We start from the raw sequence: 22,697 nt of genomic DNA on the forward strand, positions 1-22,697 counted from the left end.
CCCTTTTGTTGTCCCGCGCGCGACTCCGCCCCACCGGACGGGCCGCACGCGAATCAACGCGAAGGGAAAACGGACATATCGCCCCCACCGGAGGGCAGGACCTCAGCGGCCGCCCAGCGCCGTGGCCAGCTCCTCGTAGATGTGGATGGCGCTGCGGATGGACTTCTCCCAGTCGCCCAGGTGCAGGCTCTCGTTCTCCGAGTGGGCGTACGTGTACGGGTCCTCCACGCCGATGAGCAGCGCGGGCACGCCGCCCAGCTCGCGCGCGAAGGGCTCCACGAAGGGAATGGACGCGCCGCAGCCGATGGCCACCGCCTTGCCGCCGTAGCCCTTCTCCAGCGCGCGGAACGCCGCCTGGAACGCGGGGTGCGACGGGTCCGTGTACCACCAGCCGGACGCGCCCTCCGTGTGGAAGTCCACCTCCAGCCCCCACGGGCACACCTTGCGCAGGTGGTCCTTCAGCCGCTGCTCCACGTCGCGCGGCTCCAAATCCGGCACGATGCGGATGCCCACGCGCGCCCACGCCGAGTCGCAGATGATGTTGCGCGCGTCCCGGCGGCTGCTGGCCTGGATGGCGTTGATGGCGATGCTCGGCTGCCGCCAGTTCATCTCGAACGGGTGCTGCCCGCCGCCCAGCACCTGCACCCCCGGCAACAGGCCCACCTGCTCGCGGAAGTACGCCTCGTTGCCCGGCAGCGAGTGGATGCTCGCGCGCTCCGCGTCCGTCAGCGGCCGCACCTTCTCGCGAATGCCTTCAATGGCGATGGAGCCGTCCGGGTGCGTCAGCGTGGCCAGCATCCGGCACAGCGCCATGACGGGGTCCGGCACCGGCCCGCCCCACATCCCCGAGTGCACCGCCTGCTTCAGCCCCCGCACCTCCACGTCCACCGTGACGAGCCCCCGCAGCGCGGTGGTGATGGACGGCAGCCCCGTGTCGAAATTGGAAGTGTCCGTCAGGACGATGGCATCCGCCTTCAGCAGCGCCGCATGCTTCTGGAGGAAGGCGGACAGGTGGTTGCTGCCAATCTCCTCCTCCCCCTCGATGATGACCTTCACGTTGAGGGGCAGCCGGCCCGCGCCCTTCAGCCACGCGTCCACCGCGGACGTGTGCACGACGATTCCGGCCTTGTCGTCCGCCGAGCCGCGCCCGTACAGGCGGCCGTCCCGCTCCACGGGCTCGAAGGGCGGGCTCTTCCAGGCACTCGCATCTCCCGCCGGCTGCACGTCGTGGTGCGCGTACAGCAGCAGCGTGGGCCTGCCCGGTGCCTTGAGCACCTCCCCGTAGACGTACGGATGCGCCCCCTCGATTTCGAGGAGCTGAACGTTTTCAAACCCACGGTCCTTCAGCAGCTTCGCGGTGGCCTCGGCGCCGCGGCGGACCTCGGCCGCGTCGAAGCCAGGAAATGAGACGCTGGGAATCCGTACGAGGGCCTTGAGGTCCTCGAGGTAGGCGTGCTTCTGGGACTCGAAGTGGAAGAGTGCCTTGTCGGTGGACATGCGGCCCCCATAACCCAAAAGGCAGGCAGGCGCTGCACGTCCCCCGCGCGGATGTTTCGAGGTCCGCGTATCATGCGGCGCCATGGCTGAAACCCCGACTCTGCTGCTCGTCGACGACGACAGCTTCGTGCGCCGCATCCTCAAGGACGTCATCTCCGAGACAGGCATCGAGCTGCGCCTGCTCGAGGCCGCGGACGGAGAAGAAGGGCTGGCGGTGGCCGCTCGCGAGAAGCCGGCGGTGATGTTCCTGGACCTGTTCATGCCGAAGAAGAGCGGCCTGGAGGTGCTGGGGGCCATCAAGAGCGTCTCGCCGGGAACACGTGTCCTGGTCATCAGCAGCATGGACGCCGAGCCCGTGGTGGAGCAGGCAATGGCCGCGGGCGCCGTGGGCTTCGTGGGCAAGCCCTTCCACCCGCTGGAAATCGCCTCGGCCGTGCGCCAGGCGCTGGCTCACTGATTCACGGGGTGTCTGCGTGTCGTCTCCTGCTGTCGGTTACTGGGTTGCGGACAACCTCGGACGCGTGCTGGGGCCGCTGGCCCTCCAGGCCCTGAGAGAGCTGATCGCCTCCGGGCGGTTGAAGGCGGCGGTGCGGGCCTCGCGGGACGGCACCACCTGGGTGGCCCTCCAGGAGCTGCCCGAGCTGAGTGACTTGTTCGCCGCCGCGCGCCCCACGCAGTCCGTGGAGCAGCAGCAGGCGGAGCGGCTGCGCACGCAGCTGCGCGGCCTGCAGAACCTGTCCGCTCACGACATCTTCGGCGTCAAGCCGCACGGGAGCCTGGACGAGCTGCGCCTGGCCTACTTCCGCATGGCCAAGCGCTTCACGCCGGACCACATGTCCCCGGACACGCATCCGGAGCTGAAGAAGGTGTCGGCGGAAATCTTCGAGTTCCTCTCGCGCCGCATGCGCGAGGCGGAAGCGCTCTACACGCAGGGCGCGCAGCAGCCCCGCCCCGCGCCGCCCCGGCTGGACCTGAATGGCGCCGCCGCGCCGTCCGTCGCGCCCGTGGTGGCGCCCGTGGCTCCGGCCAGGGCGCCCGTGGCGCCTCCGGTGGCGGCCACGCCGGTGATGCCGGCCCGCCCGCCTCCGGTGGTGCAGGCCTCCGCGGCGCCCATGCCCGCGCGCGCGCCCGTCGCGGCGGCGCCCACGCCGGTGATGCGCCCGCAGCCGGCGCCTTCCGCCGCGCCTCCCCAGCGCACGCATACGCTGCCTTCGCCCGCGCCGTCCCCGTCCGTGCGCAAGGCGACGGCGGCGCCCGCGTACTCCGCCGCCGAGTTCGTGGGCCTGGAGCGGCGCTCCGACGACCGCATCCACGCCGACGTGCGCGTGTCGCTGCAGAACGCGGGCATCTTCACCGACCACCGCATCATCAACCTGTCGTCGGGTGGCCTCTTCATCGCCACGGACAAGCCGCTGCGGCTCGGCACCCAGGTGGAGCTGACGCTGCGCTTCGATGACCCGGCGCGGGTGATGACGCTGCGCAGCTCCGTCATCTGGGAGAACTCGCTGGAGGACGGCAAGAACCCGCGGGGCTACGGCCTGCGGCTCAGCCACCTGCGCGCGGAGGAGAAGGAGTTCATCCAGAAGTTCCTCGTCCGCGCGAAGCCCGTGAAGAAGTGAGACCGGGCGTGGGTCTCGGCTAGAGCATCTGTCCGAGGAACACCGCCCCGGTCATCACGAAGGCGGCCATCACCGCCATCACCGCCTTCAACTCCAGGTCATCGCGGCCCATCACGCTCAGGAAGCTCATTGTCGGTACCTCCGGTATTGCCCCTCGCCCTTTCCTACGGGGTACGACGAAACCCATTGCACAGAGCCGCGCGAGCCTCGCCGGGAGTCGCTTGCGGACGCCCGGGGTGCCCCCCAGGATGACGGCCGTGTCTTCCCCCTCTGCTGATTACCGGTTGCTCGACGGGCTCCCCATTGCCGCCGCGGTGGTCCGCGGCGAGCACCTGCTGCACGCCAATGCCGCGATGGCGACCCTGTTCGGCACCCCGGTCGCCGAGCTGCTCGCCACCCCCGTCACCCAGCTCATCGCCCGCTTCGTCCCCGAGGAGCGCGGCTGGGTGGAACCCCTCCATGAGGCGTATTCCCGGGGAGGCCCCCGCCCGGAGCAGCCCCGGTGGGTGCGCGTGCGGCGGGCCGACGGGCAGGAGCACACCCTGAGCGTGCACCACGCCCCGGGGCTCGTCCCGGAAGACACCCTGGTGCTGATGCAGGACGCGGCGGGCGAGGACTCCGTGCGGCGGCTCACCGGGGCGCTCGCGACGGCCGCCGCGGAGATGCTGCACTGCCGCAACGAGCAGGCGGTGCTGGAGAAGGCCGTGGACGCCGTGCACCGCCAGGGCTTCTACGTCGCCGTCATGCGCCTGGAGGGCGACATCTTCCGGCACGGCCCCATGCGCCAGAACGCCGCCAGCGTGGCCGCGGCGGAGAAGCTCTACGGCATGCCCATTGGCGACGTGCGCATTCCCACCGCCGCCGTGCCGCACTTCCTGGAGGTGCTGCAGCGGCGCAAGGCGGCCTTCTACCCGGACATCTTCGCCACGGTGAGCCGCATCCACCCGCCGGAGGTGGTGGAGAACATCCGCAAGCTCAGCCCGCCTGAGACCCAGGCGCTGGACGCCCCCATCCTCGTCGACGACGCGCCCTTCGGCCTGCTCTCCGTGCAGGGCACCACGCTCACCCCCGCGGGAGCGGGCACGCTGGAGCTGTTCGCGCAGCTGCTGGGCGGCGCGCTGGAGAACGTGCGCCACCACCAGACGCTGGCGGTGCGGCTGGAGGAGGTGTCCCGCCTCCAGAACGAGCTGGTGGCACGCGAGCGGCTGACGGTGCTGGGCGAGGCCGCGGGCGTGGTGGCCCACGAGGTGCGCAACCCGCTGGGCGCCATCCTCAACGCGGTGGCGGTGCTGCGGCGCGAGGCCCACCTGGGCCCCACCGGCCAGGCCGCGGTGGGCATGCTGGAGGAGGAGGTCATCCGGCTGGAGGACATCGTCAAGGACCTGCTCGACGTGGTGCGCCCGCTGGAGCCGCGCCCCCGGCCCGTCCAGGTGGGTGAGCTGGTGCGCCGCGCGCTCGGGCAGCTCCACGGCCCGCCGGATGCGCCCACGCTTCGCTTCACCGTGGACGAGGCCCCCGACACGCCCACCATCGAAGGCGACGAGCTGCTGCTCCAGCTCGCGGTGACGCACCTGGTGCGCAACGCGGTGCAGGCGTCCCCCACCGGCGGTCGCGTGCGCATGTCCGTGGCGCCCACGGACGGCGGCGTGTGCCTGGTGGTGGAGGACGAGGGCCCCGGCATCCCCGACGTCGACCCGCGCCGCATCTTCGAGCCCTTCTTCCTCACCCGCGCCAACGGGCGCGGGCTGGGGCTGGCCATCGTCCGGCGCGTGGTGCTCGCCCACGAGGGCACCGTGCGCGCCACGGGCCGGCACGGCGGCGGCGCCCGCTTCGAGCTGTGGCTGCCCGCGGAGCCGGGCCGCAGGGCCCCCGCCCCCTGACGCCACGGAAGCGGCCGGACGCTCCCTTCGCCCTCGGCAGAAGTCCTCGCTGTGACGATGTTTCCCCAGATACCGGGGGAACGTGATGTCGCGATTCGTGAGGGGGCCGCTGGCCCTGGGGCTGCTCGGCTGGGTCCTGTTGCTCTCCGGGTGTACCGGGAGCGAGGACGCGCGGGGCCCGCCTTCCGCCGGGCAGCCAGGTGCTCCCGTGCTGGAGACCGCGCCTCGCGAGCAGCGCCTCGCAGGGCCGCCCATCCGCATCGCGATGAGCGCGGCGTTCGTGTCCGAGTCGGGCATCGGCGTCTACTCGCAGCTCGCGGACTGGCTCTCGCGGCAGCTCGGCCGGCAGGTCGAGTTCGTGAGCGGCTTCTCCTACGGCACCATCGACGAGATGGTCGACGACGGTGCCGTGGACGTGGCCTTCATCTGTGGCTACCCCTACGTGCTCAAGCATGACCGGCCCGAGCCCCTCGTCGACGTGCTGGCCGCGCCGGTGGTGAAGACCCCCCGCTACGGGAATCAGCCCCTCTATTTCTCCGACCTCATCGTCCGGGAAGACAGCGGCTTCCACCGGTTCGAGGACCTGAAGGGCGCGACGCTCGTCTACAACGAGGAGAACTCCAACTCCGGCTACAACATGCCCCGCGCCTTCCTCATCGAGCGCGGGCTCACGGAGGGCTTCTTCGGGAAGGTCCTCCGCTCGGGCTCGCACGAGGAGTCCATCCGGATGGTGGCGAGCGGGAAGGCGGATGCGAGCTTCGTCGACAGCATGGTGCTCGACTACGACCGGCAGATGCACTTCGGGGCCGCCGACCAGGTCCGGGTGCTGAAGTCGCTGGGCCCCGAGGCCAGCCCTCCGGTGGTGGTCTCCACGAAGATGGAGCCCGAGCTGCGCAGGCGCCTGGGCTTCGCGCTGACGCACATGCACGAGGACGCGGAGGGACGCCGGATTCTCGACGCGGCGCTGCTCAGCCGCTTCGTGCCCGTGGAGGACGCTCATTACGATGGAATCCGCCGTCGTCACGCGCTCGCGCAGCGGACCGGATTCCTGGGCCTCAGGTGAGGGACGCGATGCGCTTCGGGAGAGACCTGGCTCACCTGCGGTCCGGCTTGATGTTGAGGATTGCCCTGCTGCTCTCCCTGTTCCTGCTCTTCCTCGGCGTGTCGCAGGGACTCTTGGCCGAGGTGTCCCGGTCCAAGCGCGCGGACGCCGCCATCCTCAACGTCGCGGGCTCGCTCCGGATGCTGGCCGAGCGGTACACGCGCGAGACGAACCTGGCCCTGGTGGGGCTGTCCCAGCGGGACTGGGGGCGGCTCCTGGATGAGCGCGCGAAGGCGCAGCGGACCGCCCGCCGGTTCCACGAGCGCGTGGAGGCCCTGCTCGTGGGCGACACCGTGGAGACGAGCGGCTTCCAGGTCACCGTTCCCGCGACGAGGGACCCGGACATGAGCAAGGCCCTGAGGGCCCTCGACAAGGGCTTCCACGACCTGGAGTACGCGGGCGTCAAGGCCCTCCGCTCCGACCGTGGCGACCTGACGGACAACCCGCACATCGACCACATCCAGAAGCAGTCCGGACTCCTCGTCGAGCAGACCGACCGGTACGTGGCCCGCCTCCAGCGCAGGAGCGACCAGACCCTGGAGCGGCTGCGCTGGCTGCAGGGCGCCACGCTCCTGGCGGGCCTGGTCCTGTTCACCGGGCTCCTGCTGTTCGTCTACCACCGCGTCGTGCTCCCGCTGGATGTCTCGGTGCGGACCGTCCGGCGGAGCGAGGAGATGCACCGGGCCGTGTTCGAGGGTGCGCTCGTGGGGCTGTGGCAGGTGTCCGGCGGCCGCTTCGTCCGCGCCAACCGGAAGGCGGCGAACCTGTTCGGGCAGGCGGAGCCGGCCGGGCTCAAAGGCCAGTCCCTGGACGATGCGCTCGGAGCGACGGCGGCGACGCTGCGCGACCAGCTCGCCGCCGGGGGCAGCGGGGCCCGCGAGTACGAGGTCGAGCTTCCCGACGGGAACGGAGGCCTGCGCTGGCTGGCGCTCTCGGCCTCCCGGTACCCGGACCGCGACCTCATCGAGGGCACGGTGGTGGACATCACCCCCCGGAAGCGGGCCGAGGCCGCGCTGCGGAAGACCCAGGCCCGGCTGCTCGAGGCGGCGCACCGCGCGGGACAGATGCACATCGTCAGCGCGCTCGTCGAGGGCTCGCAGGCCCTCATCTGCGTGAAGGACGCACGGGGGCGGATTCTCAGCATCAATCGCCGGTTCGCGGAGGTGCTGGGCACTCGCGAGCGCGGGGAGCTGATTGGCAGGACCGACGCGGAGCTGTTCCCGGCGGAGGTGGCGGAGCGCTTCCGGACGTTGGACCGTCAGGTGCTGGAGGAGGACGTGCGCCTGGAGTCCGAGGACGTCTTCCCGGGGCCCGACGGGCCGCACACCTATCTGATGCAGAAGTTCCCGCTCAAGGACGCGACCGGGGCCATCCACGCGGTGTGCGGAATCGCCACCGACATCACCGAGCGGAAGCGGGCGGAAGAGGCCCTGCGACTGCTGTCGGACACCAGCCGCCGGCTCGCCTCCTCGCTGGACTTCGAGGTGACGCTCGACACGGTGGCGCACCTGCTCATCCCCTCGCTGGCGCGCACCTGCGTGCTCCTGGTCCAGGAGCCCTCGGACGAGGGAGGCTCGCACTGGCGGACGGTGTTCGCCGACGCGGACGCGCAACGGGAGCGGCGCCAGCGGGAGCAGGGGCTGGAGGCCTCCCCGGAGCAGCTCTCGGGATGGCTCGCGGCCGTGCGTGACGGGCACGGCGCGTGTGCCCCCGCCAGGGTGCCTTCGTCGGGCGCCCCGCCCGCCTGGGTGACGCCGCTGCGCGTGCGGGGCGAGGTGCTGGGCCTGTACGTGCTCTACCCGGAGCCGGGACGCCCGGCGTACTCCGACGCGGAGCTGGCGCTCATCGAGGAGGTCTCCCAGCGCGGGGGGCTGGCCATCGACGCGGCGAGGCTCTACCGCGGCTCACGCGAGGCGACGCAGGCGCGCGAGGAGTTCCTCTCCATCGCCTCCCATGAGCTGAAGACGCCGCTCACGTCGCTCAAGCTGCACCTGCAGTCCGTCGAGCGGGAGGCGCTGCGCTCCAGGCCGGCGCCGGACTCCGCGCGCATCACCCGGCTGCTCAGCCTGGCGGACCGGCAGCTGAACCGGCTGCGGGAGCACATCGACAACCTGCTCGACGTGTCGCGCATCCTCACCGGGCGGATGGAGCTGAGCTTCGCGGACGTGGAGCTGTCCGAGGTGGTGGGGGACGTGTTCGCGGGGTTCGACGACGAGCTGTCCCGGGGCCGCATCCCCATCCGCTTCGAGCAGGACGGGCCCATCCACGCGCGGTGGGACCGCCCCCGAATCGAGCAGGTGGTCGCCAACCTGGTGGGAAACGCCATCAAGTATGGCGAGCACAGGCCCGTGCTCGTGTCCGCGCGGGCCCGGGAGGACCGGGTGCGGCTGATGGTGCAGGACCAGGGGCCGGGCATCGCGCCGAAGGACCGGGAGCGAATCTTCCAGGTGTTCGAGCGGGCGGTGCGGGGGACGAACATCTCCGGCTTCGGCCTCGGGCTCTACGTGACGCGGCAGATAGTCCAGGCGCACGGCGGCACCATCCAGGTGGAGGACACGCCAGGCGGAGGCACGACCTTCGTCGTCGAGCTGCCGGTGGACCCGGAGTCGCCCACGGAGCCGGCCGCAGAGCGGCACCAGGAGGGCCTGGAGTCTGGCGGGGAGAGCCAGGCGGCGTGCTGAAGCGGGCACGGCGCCAGCTTCACGCCGTCGGAGCCGCCGAGCGTCGCACCCGCCGCCACCGCGCGAGGCGTGCCGGGGCGCCCCGCCCCGCGTGCCTGCCCGGGCGCGCACCGGCCATTCCTAGCTTGGGAGGTGCGGGGACGCGCCCAACCGCGCGCCCCTCGGAGGGAGAGCACCATGACCCTGGACACCCAGCGTGCGAACGCACGGGCGGGCGGCGGGCTTCCGCCCGGCATGACGCCTGACCTGGTGGAGCAACTTCGGGCCCGGCTGCGGGGCGGGCTCGTCCGGCCCGGGGATGCCGACTACGAGGAGAGCTGCCGCGTCTACAACGCCATGATTCAGAAGCACCCGGCGCTCATCGCCCGGTGCGCCGACGTGGCGGACGTCATCGCCACGGTCGGCTTCGCCCGCGAGCAGAAGCTCACCCTGGCCATCCGCGGCGGTGGGCACAACGGCGGCGGCCTGGGCATCTGCGAGGGAGGGCTGGTCGCGGACCTGTCGCGCATGCGGGGCGTACGGGTGGACCCCAGCGCGCGCACGGTGCGCGTCTCCGGTGGCAGCGTCTGGGGCGACGTGGACCATGCCACGAACGCGTTCGGCCTCGCCGTCCCCTCGGGCATCATCTCCACCACGGGCGTGGGCGGGCTCACCCTGGGCGGCGGCCTGGGCTACCTCTCGCGCCGCTACGGCCTCACCATCGACAGCCTGCTCGCCGTGGACATGGTGCTCGCGGACGGGCGCTTCGTCACCGCGACGGCCGAGCAGCACCCGGACCTGTTCTGGGCGGTGCGGGGCGGCGGCGGCAACTTCGGCGTCGTCACCTCCTTCCTCTTCCGGGCCCACCCGGTGGGCACCATCGTCGGCGGGCCCACCCTCTGGCCCCTGGAGCGCGCCGCGGAGGTGATGCAGTGGTACCGCGAGTTCCTCCCGGCCGCGCCCGAGGAGCTCAGCGGCTTCTTCGCCTTCATGACCGTGCCGCCCGGACCGCCCTTCCCCGAGCACCTGCACCTCCAGAAGATGTGCGGGGTGGTGTGGTGCTACACCGGGGACCCGGCGCACGCGGATGAGATGTTCGCGCCGGTGCGGGCGCTCGCTCCGGCGCTGTTCGGCGTGCACCCCATGCCCTACCCCGTCCTGCAGAGCGCCTTCGACGGGCTCTACCCGCCCGGCCTGCAGTGGTACTGGCGCGCGGACTTCGTGCGGGAGTTGCCAGACGCGGCCATCGCCCGGCACGTGGAGTTCGCCGAGCGGCTGCCGACGATGCACTCCACCATGCACCTCTACCCCATCGACGGGGCGGTGCACCGGGTGGGCCCCGGCGACACCGCGTTCAGCTTCCGGGATGCGCGCTGGGCCGAGGTCATCGTCGGCGTGGACCCTTCGCCGGGCAAGGCGCAGGACATCTCCACCTGGACGAAGGACTACTGGAACGCGCTGCACCCCTACTCCGCGGGCGGCGCCTACGTGAACTTCATGATGGAAGAGGGCCAGGAGCGGGTGCAGGCGACGTACCGCGACAACTACGCCCGGCTGGTGGAGGTGAAGAACCGGTACGACCCGGACAACCTCTTCCACGTGAATCAGAACATCCAGCCCACGGGAGGCGCCGCGGAGCTGCCGCACTGAGGCGGCCCCGCCGGCGCGCGCGCCGGGGACGCCTCAGGGCTGGTAGCTGCGGATGGCCATCGCGGTCATGTGCGTCATGAGCAGGTACTGCTGACCCACGCGCTTGAGCTGCGGACCGAACTCGGGGCGCTCCACGCTCGCCTGCTCGATGAGCCAGGCCATCGCCGTCTCCGCCGACTTGAGCCCGCCGAGGATGTCCTTCGGGGAGACGCCGGCCGCGATGCGCTTCTTGAACGCCGCGGTCTGGCTCTCGACGTACGCCTCGGGCGTCCGGTTCACGAGCCCGTTGATGAGGTTGTCGAAGGCCGCCCCGACCGCCGCCAGCGTGGGCTCGCGCGGCGCCTCGACGTAGGACTTGAGCTTTGCCTCGCAGAGTCTGTCGTAGAAGTACTCGACGGCGCGCTCGCGATTCGCTCGGTAGAAGGTCTCCAGATGCTGCTCGGGCGTCACGGTCAGGCTCCAGGACGGCGCACGGAGGGGGCGTGCTGCGCGGGCGCGGGCGTCCACCCCCCATGGTAGAGGGTGAGGCGACCCGGTGAAACCGGGTCGCCGTTGCCCTGGCAGCCTGCCTGGAAGCACCCCGCGGGCCTTCGCGGGGGCCGGCTCAGCGCTTCGGAGCCTTGCCGGAGGACTTCGTCACGAACTCCACGCGGCGGTTCTCGCGCTGCTCCTCGGGGGTGCCATTCCCGTTCAAGGGGCGGTCGGCCCCGTACCCTCTGGCGACCAGGCGGGAGCCCGCGACGCCGCGCTGGATGAGATATCTGCGCACCATGTCGGCGCGCTGCTGGCTCAGCCTGCGGTTGAGCGCCTCCGGACCGGTGTTGTCCGTGTGCCCCTCGATGCGGACCGACAGCCGCGGGTGGGCCTTCAGGTGGTCCGCGATGGCATCCAGCTGCTGCTTCTCCTCGTCCTGGAGCTCGTACTGTCCCGTCGGGAAGAGGACGTGGTGGTCCATCGGCGGTCCGGCCGGGTCGGCCGCGGGCTCGGAAGGCGGCGGCTCCTCGCGCGGAGGCTCGGGAGGCGGCGCCTCGGTGGGCTTCTCCTCCTGGACGGGGCAGCCGCGATTCGCCGCGACGCCCGGCTCCTTCGGGCACGCGTCCTCGTCGTCCGGAACACCATCCCCATCCGCGTCGGGCGCGGGGCAGCCCTTGTAGCGAGGGAGCCCCGGCTCGTTGGGGCACGCGTCCAGGCGGTCCACCACGGTGTCCCCATCCGAGTCGCGGTCCGGGCACCCCTGGTTGTCCACGGCGCCGGCCTCCAGCGGGCAGCGGTCCTGCCCGTTGGCCACCGTGTCCCCGTCGTCGTCCAGGTCCGGGCACTGCTCGGGCGTGTGGGTCCGTCCGCCCTTGCACGGGTCCTCGCGCGAAGGCGGCGTGTGGGCCCAGGCGATGCCCGCGTTGATGCGGAGCGACGGCGTGCCCGGGATGTCCGTGAAGCCATGCCCCGCCAGGGCGAACGCCTCGAAGCCGCTGCCCACCGGCAGCCGCAGGCCCCCGAGCAGCTCCAGCGCCACATCCGGCTCCACCAAGGATTCGGCCGCCTGCAGGGCGACCTCGGCGCGCAGGCCCTCGCCGCGCGTGGCCACCACCAGCGACTGCTCCAGCTCGCTGCCGAAGTCGCGGCCGGGCTCGACCTCCGTGGAGCGAATCCTCACGCCCACGCTGGCGCCCAGCGACACCGGGCCCACCTCGCGGCCCACGGCCACCCGGGGCGCGACCTGGAAGCCGGCCCAGCCGTCCTGCCGGCCGAACGCGCTCGCCGTCCCGCCGGGCAGCCCGACGTCCAGTCCCAGGCCGAGGAACACCGGTGCCCCGTCCTCGCGGCGAAGCAGCGCGACGCGCGCGCCCAGCTCCGGCGTCCCGAGCCCGAAGGACTTCGGCTCCGTCACGCCAATCAGCTCATCCGCGCCGTTGCCGCCCTGGGTGATGATGACGGGCAGCTTCGCGGACAATTCCAGCCGGTCGACGGGAGACCACGCGCCAGCGAGCCAGCCCGACACGCGGTAGTCGATGATGGGGCGCTCCACGCCATCACTGCCCTCCAGCACCAGGATGCCGCGCTCGTAGCCGGCCATGAGCATCAGCCGGAAGCCGCCCTCGGGGAGCACGTGGCCCGTGTCCACGAGCATCGAGTCGGTGCCCGCGGGATTGAAGCGCAGGCGCTCCAAATCGATGGGGATGATGGGCCCGGCGCTCTGGGCCAGAGCGGCGGGGGCGAGGAAGACGGCCAGCAGCGCGGCCAGCGCCCGGCACGGAGCCTGTGTACGCAAGGAGAGGTCCATTCGCGAAGAAGGGGGGGTTCGTGCGAGCTGTTCAGGAGCGGCGACGGCGCAGTCCGCTCCACAAGGCCATTGCCACCAGGAGCACCAGCGACGAGGCCGTCCCGCTGCCCGTGCTCTGGCAGCCGCCTCCGGCGATGGACACCACCGGGGCCTGCACCATCACCTGGAAGGTGCACTGCGCCGAGTTACCGGCCGCATCCGTGGCGGTATAGGAGACGACCGAGGTCCCCGCCGGGAAGTTGCTGCCCGAGGGCGGCGAGGCGACCACCGTCGGCTCGGAGACGGCGTCGGAGACCACGGGGGGCTCGTACGTCACGGGCGTGCCCGAGGCCGCCTGCGGGGCCACCTGCACGTCCGCCGGGCACGTCACGGACGGGTCCGTGGTGTCCGCGACGATGACCTGGAACGTGCACGTGGCCGTGTTGCCCGCGGCGTCCGTGGCGGTGACGGTGACGTCCGTGGTGCCGAGCGGGAAGGTGCTGCCCGGGGCCGCCGAGGACGTCACGGTGGGATTGGTCGTGACGGAATCCGAGGCCGTCACCGGCTCCCAGGTGGCGGTGGCCCCCGAGGCGCTCGTGGCCTCCACCCGCTGCGACGCGGGACACCTGAGCGAGGGGGGCCGCGTGTCCACGACGGTGAACTGGAACGTGCACGACGCCGTGGCGCCCGAGCCGTCCGTCGCCGTGGCCGTGACAGTCGTGCTCCCGAAGGGGAAGGTGCTCCCGCTGGGAGGCGAATAGGTGATGGTGGGGTTGGCGGTCTCCGCGTCGGTGGCGGTGGCGGGCGGCCAGTTCCCCTGGGCGCCGTCCGGGCGCGTCGCTTCACTCACGAGGTCCGCGGGGCAGGTGATGGTGGGGGGCGTGTTCGTGACGCTGATGTCCACCGTGGCGACGTTGCTGTCGAGGCCGCAGTCCCGGAGCCGGAAGGTGAAGCTGTCGGGGCCCTGGTAGCCGGCCTCGGGCGTGTACGTGAGGTTCGGAGGCGTGCCGCTCAGCGTCCCGTGCTGGGGAGGCGTGACAATCGTCCAGCTCAGCGTCTGCCCCGCGTCCGGGTCCGTCCCCACGAGGGTGATGGCAACGGGGACGCCAGGGCCCGTGGAGACCGTCTGGGCCTGCGCCGTGGGCGCGGCATTGGGGGCCACCGTCACCATGCGCCCACCCGGAATGGCGTTGGCGAAGACGGACAGCGCATACGGCCCCGGAGGGACGTCCGCGGGGACGACCACCGTCGCGCTCGTGGCGGACATGGCCGTGGCGGGAAGCGTTCGCAGTTGCCCGCCCTCGGCGCCCCGCAGGCGCACCAGGGGGAAGTCCGTCGGGGAGTCGGAGTAGGTGCCGCCGCTCGCACCCGAGATGCCCCGGAAGCGCAGGCCCTGGAGGGTGCTCGGACAGGCGAGGACGAGGACGTCCGGCTGACTCACCACCGGACGCCACGCGGGCTGCGCGCCGGTGTCCTCGTACAGCTCCGCGCCCGTCGCCCCGTTGCCCCCCGCGAGCAGCACCTCGCCCGAGGGCAGGGCCACGGCGACGAGCCCTCCGCGCGAAGACGGGGCGCTGACGACCGTCCAGTCGCGGATGGTGGAGTCATAGACCTCCGCCGAAATGGCGGACGTGCCCGGCACGCTCAGGCCGCCCGCGACCAGCACCTTGCCCGAGGGCGCGAGCGTCGCGGTGTGGTACCCGTGCGCCTCGGAGAGCGCGGGCCCGGCGGCCCACGTGTTGGTGCCGACGTCATAGAGCTCCGTGGACCTGAGCCCCGTGGCGCCCGAGAGCCCGCCCGCCGCCAGGACCTGCCCGGACGGCAGCAGCGTCAGCGTGAGGCCCTCGCGGCCCTGCGCCAGTGCGGCGGCGGGAGCCCAGGTGTTGGTGGCCGGGTCGTACACCTCCGCCGTGGTGAGCGCCGCGCCGCCGCCGTTGCGCCCTCCGGCGACGAGCACCCGGCCGTTGGGAAGCAGCGCGGCGGCATGCGCGGACCGGGCCGTGGCCAGGGAGGCCGCCGGGGCCCACGTGTTGGCGGCGGGGTCATACAGCTCCGCCGTCGCGAGCACCGTGGCGTCGCGCTGCCCGCCCACGACGAGCACCCGGCCGTCGGGAAGGAGCGTGGCGGTGTGGAAGTGCCGGGTGCCGGCGAGCGCCGCGGCCGGGCTCCAGGTATTGGCGACCGCGTCGTAGCGCTCTGAGGAGGCCACCGAGGCCCCCCCGCTGAGGCCGCCGACGACGAGCACCGCGCCCGTGCGCAGCACGGTCGCCGTGGCGCGCTCGCGGGGAATGGAGAGGGCCGCCGCGGACGACCAGGTGTTGGCCGCCCGGTCATAGAGCTGCGCCGAGGCCAGGGCGACGCCTCCGCCGTCGCGACCTCCCGCGAGGAGGACGCGGCCGGTGGGCAGCAGGGCCACCACGGGGTCCACCCGGGCGCCGCCTGGCGCGCCGGCCGGAGTCCACGCATTGACGCCCGGGTCGTAGAGCTCCGTGCTCGCGAAGAAGGTCGTGCCCGGCGCCTGGGTGAAGCCGCCCGCGACCAGCACCTTGCCGGACGGCAGCAGCGTCGCGGTGTGGTTCTCCCGCCCGGCCCCCATCGTGCCCCCGGCGGACCACAGCCCGGTGGCGGGGTCATAGATTTCCGAGACCTGCTGCGGAGCCGCGTTGAACTCGGAGCCGCCGCTGACCAGGACCCGGCCATCCGGCAGCAGCGTGGCCATGTGGCCCGAGCGTGCGAAGGCCAGGCTGCCCGTGGCGGTCCACGTGTTGCTCGCAGGGTCATACAGCTCCGCGTGAGTCGTGGCGCTGGCGTCGGCGAAGCCGCCGGCAATCAGCACGCGGCCATCGGGAAGCAGCGTGCTGGTGAAGTAGTGCCGCGGGACGATGGGTGCCGCGGCGGCGGTCCAGGCCCCCGTCGCGGGGTCATACAGGTCCGCGCCGGGGACCTCACCGGCCCCGCCGAAGCCACTCACCGCGAGCACCCGGCCGTCCTGGAGCCGCGTGGCGGAGTGCCCATTCCGGCCCAGGGTCATGTTGCCGGCGGGGGAGAACGTGTTGGTGGCGGGGTCATACAGCTCGGCGGAGGTGAGCCGGACGCCTCCGCTCCCCGTGCCACCGGCGACCAGCACCCGCCCCGAGTCCAGGACGGTGAGGGTGGGCAGGCCGCGGGTGGCCGCCATGGGGCCCGTGGCCGTCCAGGCGCCCGTCACGGGGTCGTAGATGCGCCCGACCGCGGACCCATCCGTCAGCGCGAGCACCCTGCCGCTGGAGAGGAGCACGGCCAGCGTGACGTTGCCCAGGAGGCCGGGCGCTCCTGCGGAGGTCCAGGTATTGGTGGCCGGGTCGTAGAGGTCCGCGGTGGTGACAAAGCCCGTGCTGTTGACGCCATTGATGACCAGGAGCCTGCCGGAGCCGAGCAGCACGGCGGCATGCTGCCCGCGCGCGGAGGGCATGGGCGCGGTCGGGGTCCAGCCGGGAGCCACCGCCAGGGGCGCGGCGATGGACGCCTCGGCGTTGCCGTCAGCGGGCGCCGGGGCCTCCTTCGCGCAGGACAGCAGCAGGAGCGCGCTCCCCACGAGCGCCAGGACGCTGCTCCGGACATTGCGATGTAACAGCATCACATGGACTCCAATTCGAGGGCCATCCAGGCTTATACACTCGATAGAGGCCGATGCGATGAATGGAGTAGGCCGGCCCCCCCCCTCCAAATCAGACCATGTGGGTCGACAGCATGTACGACGCATGCTTCGACACGGTGCCGGGGAGGGTCACCCCCCCGCGCGGAAGAGCTCCCGGCCCGACTCCATGACGAAGTCGAACTCGGCCCAGGTGGCCGCGAGGGCCTGCTGCCCTCCAGGTTCGAGGCCCAGGTCGCTCGCGAAGGGGTGGCTCGCGTGGTCGCCCCAGCTCACCTGGAACGTGCCGGGAAGGGGGCCATAGCCGCGCAACTCACGCACGGAGGCCTTCGCCTCGATGATGGCCTGGTAGCAGGCGCGGTCGGTGTGCTGGACGTCGCGGAACTGCTTCAGGAACGCAATCGTCACGTCATCCACGGCGAAGCTCCGCGCGAGCGACGAAGCCCACCCGCCCGAGGGGTCTATCGGCCGGATGAGCTCTCCGATGACCTCGGAGACGGAGCGCACCGGCGCGGGGGTGGCATCACTCCGTGTCACCTCCAGGATGCGGGCCTTCCCGCCGCGCGTCTCGGGGGCGTGCCGCGCGAGGACCTCCCCCACCACCGACAGGTGCTCGAGCGCGCGGCCCGAGCGGCGCACCTCCACGTCCACCACGCTCTTGGGGAAGCCGTAGATTTCGCGCCCGGCGGCCGCGGCGGCCCCGGTCGTGACGAAGACGTGCGGCATGAACCAGACCAGCCGCTCGGGGATGAGCCCGCCCTTCCCCGCTCGCATGGCCCAGGCCGGCACCCAGAAGGCGATGTCCGTCTCCGGCATGTAGCCGAGGCGGCGATGCTCGGGGTCTCCGGAGAAGGCGCGCCCGGCGAAGGCCGAGGTGAGCACGACGAAGGGCGCCGCGGGCACGTACCGGACGTGCCCCCGCGCCGGCACGTTCAGGTACCGGTCCAACAGCGCGCCGAGCGCGCCCTGCCGGGCCCGCAGCACCAGCGCGGTCAGCCACACGTCTTCCATCACATAGGGCGAGCGCAGTGACATCTCGCCCGGGCGGTCGACGTAGAGGGGAAGGGAGACCTCCGGAACGGCGCGTGGCCGCGGAACCTCGCCGATGATGGAGACCTCCGCGCCGAGCGCCCGCGCCGCCATCAGGCCGGACATCGTCGCCGCTTCGATACACCCCAGGTCATAGCCGGTCCGCGTCCAGTCACCCGCCAGCACCAGGCCCTCGAAGCCCGAAGCGTCGGGGGCGATGCGGTGCTTCTGCGAGCCCGGCACCGACAGCACGTAGCGGTCCGAGGGGTCCGCGTTGACGCGCAGGTACTGCGAGCGCAGGCGCTCGGGGCCCGTGCGCCCTTCCGCATCGAAGAGGAGCTCCCACCGCAGCCCCCCGCGCGCGTCGGCTCCGCGCGGCCACAGGTGCGCGAGGTGCTCTCCGACGGCGCCGCGGGTGACGGCCTCCATCATCGCCCGGTCGCCGACGCGTGGGTCGCTCGCGGCGACGGGGTCATCGCCGTGCCCCAGCTGGCCGCAGACATAGAGGATGCCCTGGACGCCATCCCCCGCCTTCCAGCCCTCGATGGGGATGAGGTGTGTCATGTCCGCCCAGGTCTCGAGCGGCACCTGGTAGGCGGTCATCACGGGCGCGTCCGTGCTGGAGGCGAGCGGCGCGAGGGGCTCGGTCGTCCAGAGCTGCGCCGACACCGTGCGGACCGTCTTGACGTGCTCCACCATGCGCCGCCACCTCGGGCTCGCGGCGATGAGCTCCGAGGCGACGAACGGAAGCGCTCCCACCGAGATGCCGAGAATGACGCGGTCGAAGTCGGCGCCCCGCCGCAGCGTCCGTTGCTCGACGGGAGTCCATTCGCTCCAGAAGGAGGCGAGGCCCGCGCCGTGCCGGGAGAGCGCCTCGCCCTCGACGAGCTGGCCGTAGAGGGGCTGCTCCGGCCAGCACGGCAGCCCGCCCACGTCGATGAGCGGGTGATAGGTGCCGTCCGTGGGCGTGGCCTGCCGGTCGATGACGACGCGCTCCACGCGCCGCTGGTCCGCGGACAGCTCCAGGCGCTGCACGCGGTGGAAGAACTCGAAGCGGACGCCGCGCCGGCGGAGGACCTCGTACAGGGGCGCGAAGACCGTCTCTCCCATGCCCGCGCGCATCTTGTAGAAGACCGCGCCCCGGTAGCAGGTGAACATGCGCAGCATGCCGAGGACGGCGAGCCCCGCGCCCGCCCCGTCGCCGTCGCAGAAGGCGAGGTGGTAGAAGGCGCGAATCAGCCCGCTCGACACCGTCAGCTCGGAGGCGCCGTGCTTGCGGAGCCAGTCGCTGTACTCGAGTGCGTCGAGCGCCTCGACGTCGACATCCGGTCCGAGGATGCCGTCGCGCAGGATTCCGATGAGCGAGACGGCGCTGAACTCGAGGACGACCCACACCCGCCGCAGCTCGGTGTCCGCCTCCAAATCACGCCGCGCCAGGGAGCGGAGCCGCTCGAGCAGTGAGCGGACACCGTCCGCGAGGCCCCGCGCCGCCTCGCCGACGAGCAGCGAGCCTTCCAGCGCGAGCACGCGCTTGAGCAGTCCCCCGAGCTGCCCGGCCACGTCGGCGACCTCGGGGCGCGTGCCCTTCCCCTGCTTCCACCAGGCGAGCGCATACCGCAGCACGTGGACCGCGGCGCCGCGGATGGCCTCCCCGGCCCCCGGGAATGGACGCCCTTCGCCGGGCCACTCGGAGGTCTCCGGAAAGGAGACGCTCCAGTGCTCCCAGCCGCGACGGGTCTTCTCCCCGACGGTGATGGCGCCGTGCTTGATGAAGGCGTCGCGCAGCGTGCGCATCGCGGCGCCGGGAGGCCGGCCGAGCTCCTCGTAGCAGCGACGCAGCAGCGTGAAGGCGTTCTCGTAGTAGCCGAGCCAGACGTGCAGGCCGTGCTCCTCGATGCGCCCGTGCGCTTCGCGGTTTCGGACGCTGGCGCCCTTCCCGCCGAGCAGCCATCCGTCCTGGTAGACGGTGAGCGCGTAGCGCGCGCGAAGCGCCGGCGTATCGGTCAGCGCGAAGGCGGCCGAGAGCGAGGCCATGCCTCCGCCGAGGATGGCCACCTTCTCACGACGCGCCGTGGGCGCGTCCGGGGTGGCGGGATTCTGGAATGGAGGCATGACGACAAACCTTCCAGACGCAACTGGAAGTGTCGAGGGAGGCACGAAGCGGCGCGCCCGCCTCGAGCCGTGGCGGCCTACCCGTAGGTCTCCCGCTTGATGCGCTTGTCCCCGATGCCCAGCGCGTGGAGGTGGCCGAGCACCGTCTCCATGAAGCGCGGCGTGGCGGGCGTGCGCGTCTCCAGCGCCTTGCGCCGGTCCCACGGCGTAATCGCCGGGCCGCACGCGTACACGAGGCAGGTGTCGCGGTCCGGAATCAGCTCCTCCAGCAGCGCCTCCGCCACGCGGCCCTTGCGCACGTGGGCGCCGAAGCGTGACTCGTCCGTCTCGCGGGTGAGCGTGTGCACCACGCGCACGCGGTCCGGGTGGTTGAGCGCCAGGGACTCCAATTCCTCGCCGTAGAGCACGTCGCCCCACGTCTTGCTGGAGAAGACGAAGGTGTGGCGCAGCTTCAGCTTCCGGTGGAGCGCGTCCTTGAGGATGGCGAAGTTGGGCACCGCGCCGGAGCCGGCCACGAGGTGGACGATGTGCTCGGTGCGCGACTCCACGTCGTCCGGCAGCACGTACGGGCCCATGAAGCCCAGCACCTTCATCCGCGCGCCGGTGAGCCGGCCGTGCACGAGGAAGGGCGACAAGAGCGGCGGGTAGCGGGTGAGGCCGGGGATGAACTCCTCGTCCTTCACGGTGATGGCCACCAGCGGCTCGTGCGGCGCGGATGCGAGCGAGTACGAGCGCTGCGGCTCCTTGCGGCCCTTCTGCTCCTGGAGGTATGCGGACAGCCGCCCGAGCGCGGGGAACTGGTGCGGGTCGATGTTGATGAACTGGCCGGCCTTGTAGTCCAGCGGCGCGCCGCCGAAGTCGAGGAACAGCGTGGCCGTGTCATGCGTGTCCATGCGCACGCGGGCGACGGTGACCTCGTACTCCACGGGCTTCCTGCTGCGCGACACGGTGGCTTCGGCGCTCATGCCCCCTTCCCTTAGCGCAACCCGGGGCCTCGCTTCGACGCCTTTACGCTCCGCGTCTGACGCAAAGCGGCGCGTCGTGTACCGCGCGGGCCGTGGCCACGAGAGGGCGGAGCGGGTCTGTCCCGCGGTCGGTGGGGAGCGTTGCCTGCCCGACGGCCGGCCGTGCGGGCGGACAGCGGGCAGGAGTGGGTGATGACTGGTGCCGCCGGACGGGACTACATCTTCTGGTGGGTAGTGGCGGGACTGGGGCCCCGGAAAATCCTGGTCGCCCGCCCGGGCTCCAGCCGAGCCATGCTCTCGGGCCGTCCCGAGATGGAGGCGACCGAAGCGTGCTGCGCATTCTTTTTGAGCTGATGTCGATGCTGCCGGAACGGGCGCGCCGCCGCGTGGTGCGCGCGCTGATGAACCGCGTCTGGGACACGCTGGCGAACGAGGTGGTGGAGGGACGGGAGAACATCCCGGACGAGCCCTGCCTCTTCATCTGCAACCACCTGTCCAACGCGGACGGCTTCACGCTGGACCGGGCCTTCCGCCCGCGGCAGGTCTTCTTCCTGGCGGGCGTGAAGCTGCAGAGCACGACGATGACCCGGCTGGCGTCGGAGGTGATGGAGACCATCGCCATCAAGCCCAACTCGGCGGACATCGAGGCGATGCGGCGCGCGGTGGACACGCTCAAGGGCGGCCAGTCCGTGCTCATCTTCCCGGAGGGCGCGCGCAGCCGCACGGGCGCGCTGCTGGAGGCGAAGAAGGGCGTGTCGCTGATTGCCAAGCGCGCGGGCGTGCCGGTGGTGCCGGTGGCGCTGCAGGGCACGGAGAAGCTGATGCCCATCAACGACACGGACATGGGCGGCGAGCGGCTGTTCAAGGCCGACGTCTTCGTGCGCTTCGGCCGGCCGTTCCGCGTGGAGGACCTGGAGCCGGAGGTGGCCGGGGCCGACGACGCGCGCCAGGCGCTGGTGGACGCGATGATGCGCCGGGTGGCCGCGCTGCTGCCGCCCGAGTACCGCGGTGTGTACGGGGAGGACCCTCCGCCCGCCTCGGTGAGCCGGGAGCCGGAGCGGCCCGCCGCGCCCGGACCGTGAGGCGTGGCCTCCGCGTCCCGGAATGAGTCGTTGCGGCCCGCGCCGGGACGCGGACAATGGGGCCCGCCGTGACGAGCCCCCGAGCCGAAGAACAAATCTATGTGTCCACGCTGCCCGGCCTGGAGCCCGCGCTGGAGGCGGAGGCGTCCGCGCTGGGCTGGAAGCCGCGCCGTGTCGAGGGCGGCGTGGAGCTGGAAGGCCCGGCCGGCCTGCACCAGGAGGCCAACCTGCGGCTGCGCACCGCCAGTCGCGTGCTGCTGCGCCTGGGCGCCTTCCGCGCGGGAGACTCCGACACCCTCGCCGAGCACCTGGGCGCGCTGGAGCTGTCACGCCTCTGGGACGGGCGCACGCCGCCGAAGCTGTCGGTGAGCATGCATCGCTCTCCGGTGCCGGGGCCAGACGTGGTGTTCTCCGCGGCCGCCTACGCCTGGGGCCTGCCCTCGGTGGAGCACGCGGGCCCGCTCGACGAGGAGGGAGGCGGTGCGGGCCTCACCTTGCTGGTGCGCGTGGAGGGCGACGCCTTCACCGTGAGCGCGGACACCAGCGGCGAGCCGCTGCACCGGCGCGGCTACAGGCAGGAGGTGAGCCGCGCCCCCCTGCGCGAGACGCTCGCGGCGGGAATCCTGCGGCTCGCGGGGTATGACGGCACGGAGCCGCTGGTGGACCCGATGTGCGGCTCGGGCACCTTCCTCATCGAGGGCGCGTGGCTGTCCATGCGCCGCGCACCGGGCCTGCAGCGCGCCTTCTCCTTCGAGTCCTTCCCCGGCTTCGATGCCGCGGCGTGGGCAAAGCTCAAGGCGCGAGCGGAGGCGGAGGCCCTGCCCGCTCCGCGCGCGACGCTCCACGGCTTCGACATCAACGCGGGCTCGCTGGGCACGGCGCGGCGCAATGCCCGCCGCGCGGGGGTGACGCTCGCGCTGGAGCGCCAGGACGTGCGCACGCTGGCGGCGCCCGTGCCGGGGCCCGGGCTGGTGGTGGCCAATCCGCCCTATGGCAAGCGCGTGGGTGAGGCGGAGGACCTGCCCGGGCTCTACCGCGCGCTGGGCCACACGCTGCGGCGCGGCTTCGCGGGCTGGCGGGCAGCGGTCATCCTCCCGGACGACGCCGCGCTGATGAAGGCGCTGGACCTGCCCGGGGCGCGAAGCCTCCCCGTGCGCAATGGCGGCCTGCGCTGCCGCCTGCTGCTGACGGGGGCGTAGGGCCCCAC

General features: G+C 72.3%; 14 protein-coding genes. 8 read left to right on the top strand and 6 right to left on the bottom strand.

The window, feature by feature from the left end:
- Positions 1-102: 102 nt before the first annotated feature.
- Positions 103-1,497 carry a M20/M25/M40 family metallo-hydrolase gene (locus ACX9TP_RS38585; protein WP_482975670.1) on the bottom strand — a complete coding sequence of 465 codons (1,395 nt, stop codon included), beginning with the start codon at positions 1,495-1,497 and terminating at the stop codon, positions 103-105.
- Positions 1,498-1,579: 82 nt separating this feature from the next.
- Between ACX9TP_RS38585 and ACX9TP_RS38590 the strand changes: the two genes are divergently transcribed.
- The 6 genes from ACX9TP_RS38590 to ACX9TP_RS38615 all read left to right on the top strand — a co-directional run bounded on the left by ACX9TP_RS38590 (position 1,580) and on the right by ACX9TP_RS38615 (position 10,408).
- Positions 1,580-1,954 (top strand): response regulator, encoded by a 375-nt coding sequence (locus tag ACX9TP_RS38590; RefSeq protein ID WP_163998034.1) that lies wholly within the window; start codon positions 1,580-1,582, stop codon positions 1,952-1,954.
- 16 nt (positions 1,955-1,970) lie between these two features.
- The gene (locus ACX9TP_RS38595) at positions 1,971-3,116 is read left to right on the top strand and encodes a TIGR02266 family protein (RefSeq protein WP_482975671.1); all 1,146 of its coding nucleotides are present in this window, start codon (positions 1,971-1,973) and stop codon (positions 3,114-3,116) included.
- Positions 3,117-3,364: 248 nt separating this feature from the next.
- Positions 3,365-4,996, top strand: coding sequence for a sensor histidine kinase (locus ACX9TP_RS38600; protein ID WP_482975672.1), 1,632 nt, complete (start codon positions 3,365-3,367; stop codon positions 4,994-4,996).
- Positions 4,997-5,081: 85 nt separating this feature from the next.
- Positions 5,082-6,059: a phosphate/phosphite/phosphonate ABC transporter substrate-binding protein gene (gene phnD, locus ACX9TP_RS38605; protein WP_482975673.1), complete on the top strand. Its 978-nt coding sequence runs from the start codon at positions 5,082-5,084 to the stop codon at positions 6,057-6,059.
- Positions 6,060-6,067: 8 nt separating this feature from the next.
- Positions 6,068-8,779, top strand: a complete 2,712-nt coding sequence (locus ACX9TP_RS38610) for an ATP-binding protein (protein ID WP_482975674.1) — start codon at positions 6,068-6,070, stop codon at positions 8,777-8,779.
- Positions 8,780-8,956: 177 nt separating this feature from the next.
- The gene (locus ACX9TP_RS38615; RefSeq protein WP_482975675.1) at positions 8,957-10,408 is read left to right on the top strand and encodes an FAD-binding oxidoreductase; all 1,452 of its coding nucleotides are present in this window, start codon (positions 8,957-8,959) and stop codon (positions 10,406-10,408) included.
- 33 nt (positions 10,409-10,441) lie between these two features.
- Here ACX9TP_RS38615 and ACX9TP_RS38620 read toward each other — a convergent pair whose 3' ends face one another.
- The 5 genes from ACX9TP_RS38620 to ACX9TP_RS38640 all read right to left on the bottom strand — a co-directional run bounded on the left by ACX9TP_RS38620 (position 10,442) and on the right by ACX9TP_RS38640 (position 20,408).
- Positions 10,442-10,858 (bottom strand): hypothetical protein, encoded by a 417-nt coding sequence (locus ACX9TP_RS38620; protein ID WP_482975676.1) that lies wholly within the window; start codon positions 10,856-10,858, stop codon positions 10,442-10,444.
- A gap of 154 nt (positions 10,859-11,012) precedes the next feature.
- Positions 11,013-12,677 carry an OmpA family protein gene (locus ACX9TP_RS38625; RefSeq protein WP_482975677.1) on the bottom strand — a complete coding sequence of 555 codons (1,665 nt, stop codon included), beginning with the start codon at positions 12,675-12,677 and terminating at the stop codon, positions 11,013-11,015.
- Positions 12,678-12,720: 43 nt separating this feature from the next.
- On the bottom strand, positions 12,721-16,284 hold the full coding sequence (locus tag ACX9TP_RS38630; protein WP_482975678.1) for a Kelch repeat-containing protein: 3,564 nt from the start codon (positions 16,282-16,284) through the stop codon (positions 12,721-12,723).
- Between the two features lie 150 nt (positions 16,285-16,434).
- Positions 16,435-19,443, bottom strand: a complete 3,009-nt coding sequence (locus ACX9TP_RS38635) for an NAD(P)-binding protein (RefSeq protein WP_482975679.1) — start codon at positions 19,441-19,443, stop codon at positions 16,435-16,437.
- A 77-nt stretch (positions 19,444-19,520) separates the two neighbouring features.
- On the bottom strand, positions 19,521-20,408 hold the full coding sequence (locus tag ACX9TP_RS38640; protein WP_482975680.1) for a ferredoxin reductase domain-containing protein: 888 nt from the start codon (positions 20,406-20,408) through the stop codon (positions 19,521-19,523).
- A gap of 329 nt (positions 20,409-20,737) precedes the next feature.
- Between ACX9TP_RS38640 and ACX9TP_RS38645 the strand changes: the two genes are divergently transcribed.
- Positions 20,738-21,490, top strand: coding sequence for a lysophospholipid acyltransferase family protein (locus tag ACX9TP_RS38645; RefSeq protein ID WP_482975681.1), 753 nt, complete (start codon positions 20,738-20,740; stop codon positions 21,488-21,490).
- Between the two features lie 56 nt (positions 21,491-21,546).
- Positions 21,547-22,689 (top strand): THUMP domain-containing class I SAM-dependent RNA methyltransferase, encoded by a 1,143-nt coding sequence (locus ACX9TP_RS38650; protein WP_482975682.1) that lies wholly within the window; start codon positions 21,547-21,549, stop codon positions 22,687-22,689.
- Positions 22,690-22,697: the final 8 nt, after the last annotated feature.

This window comes from Pyxidicoccus sp. M15 (assembly GCF_056858435.1).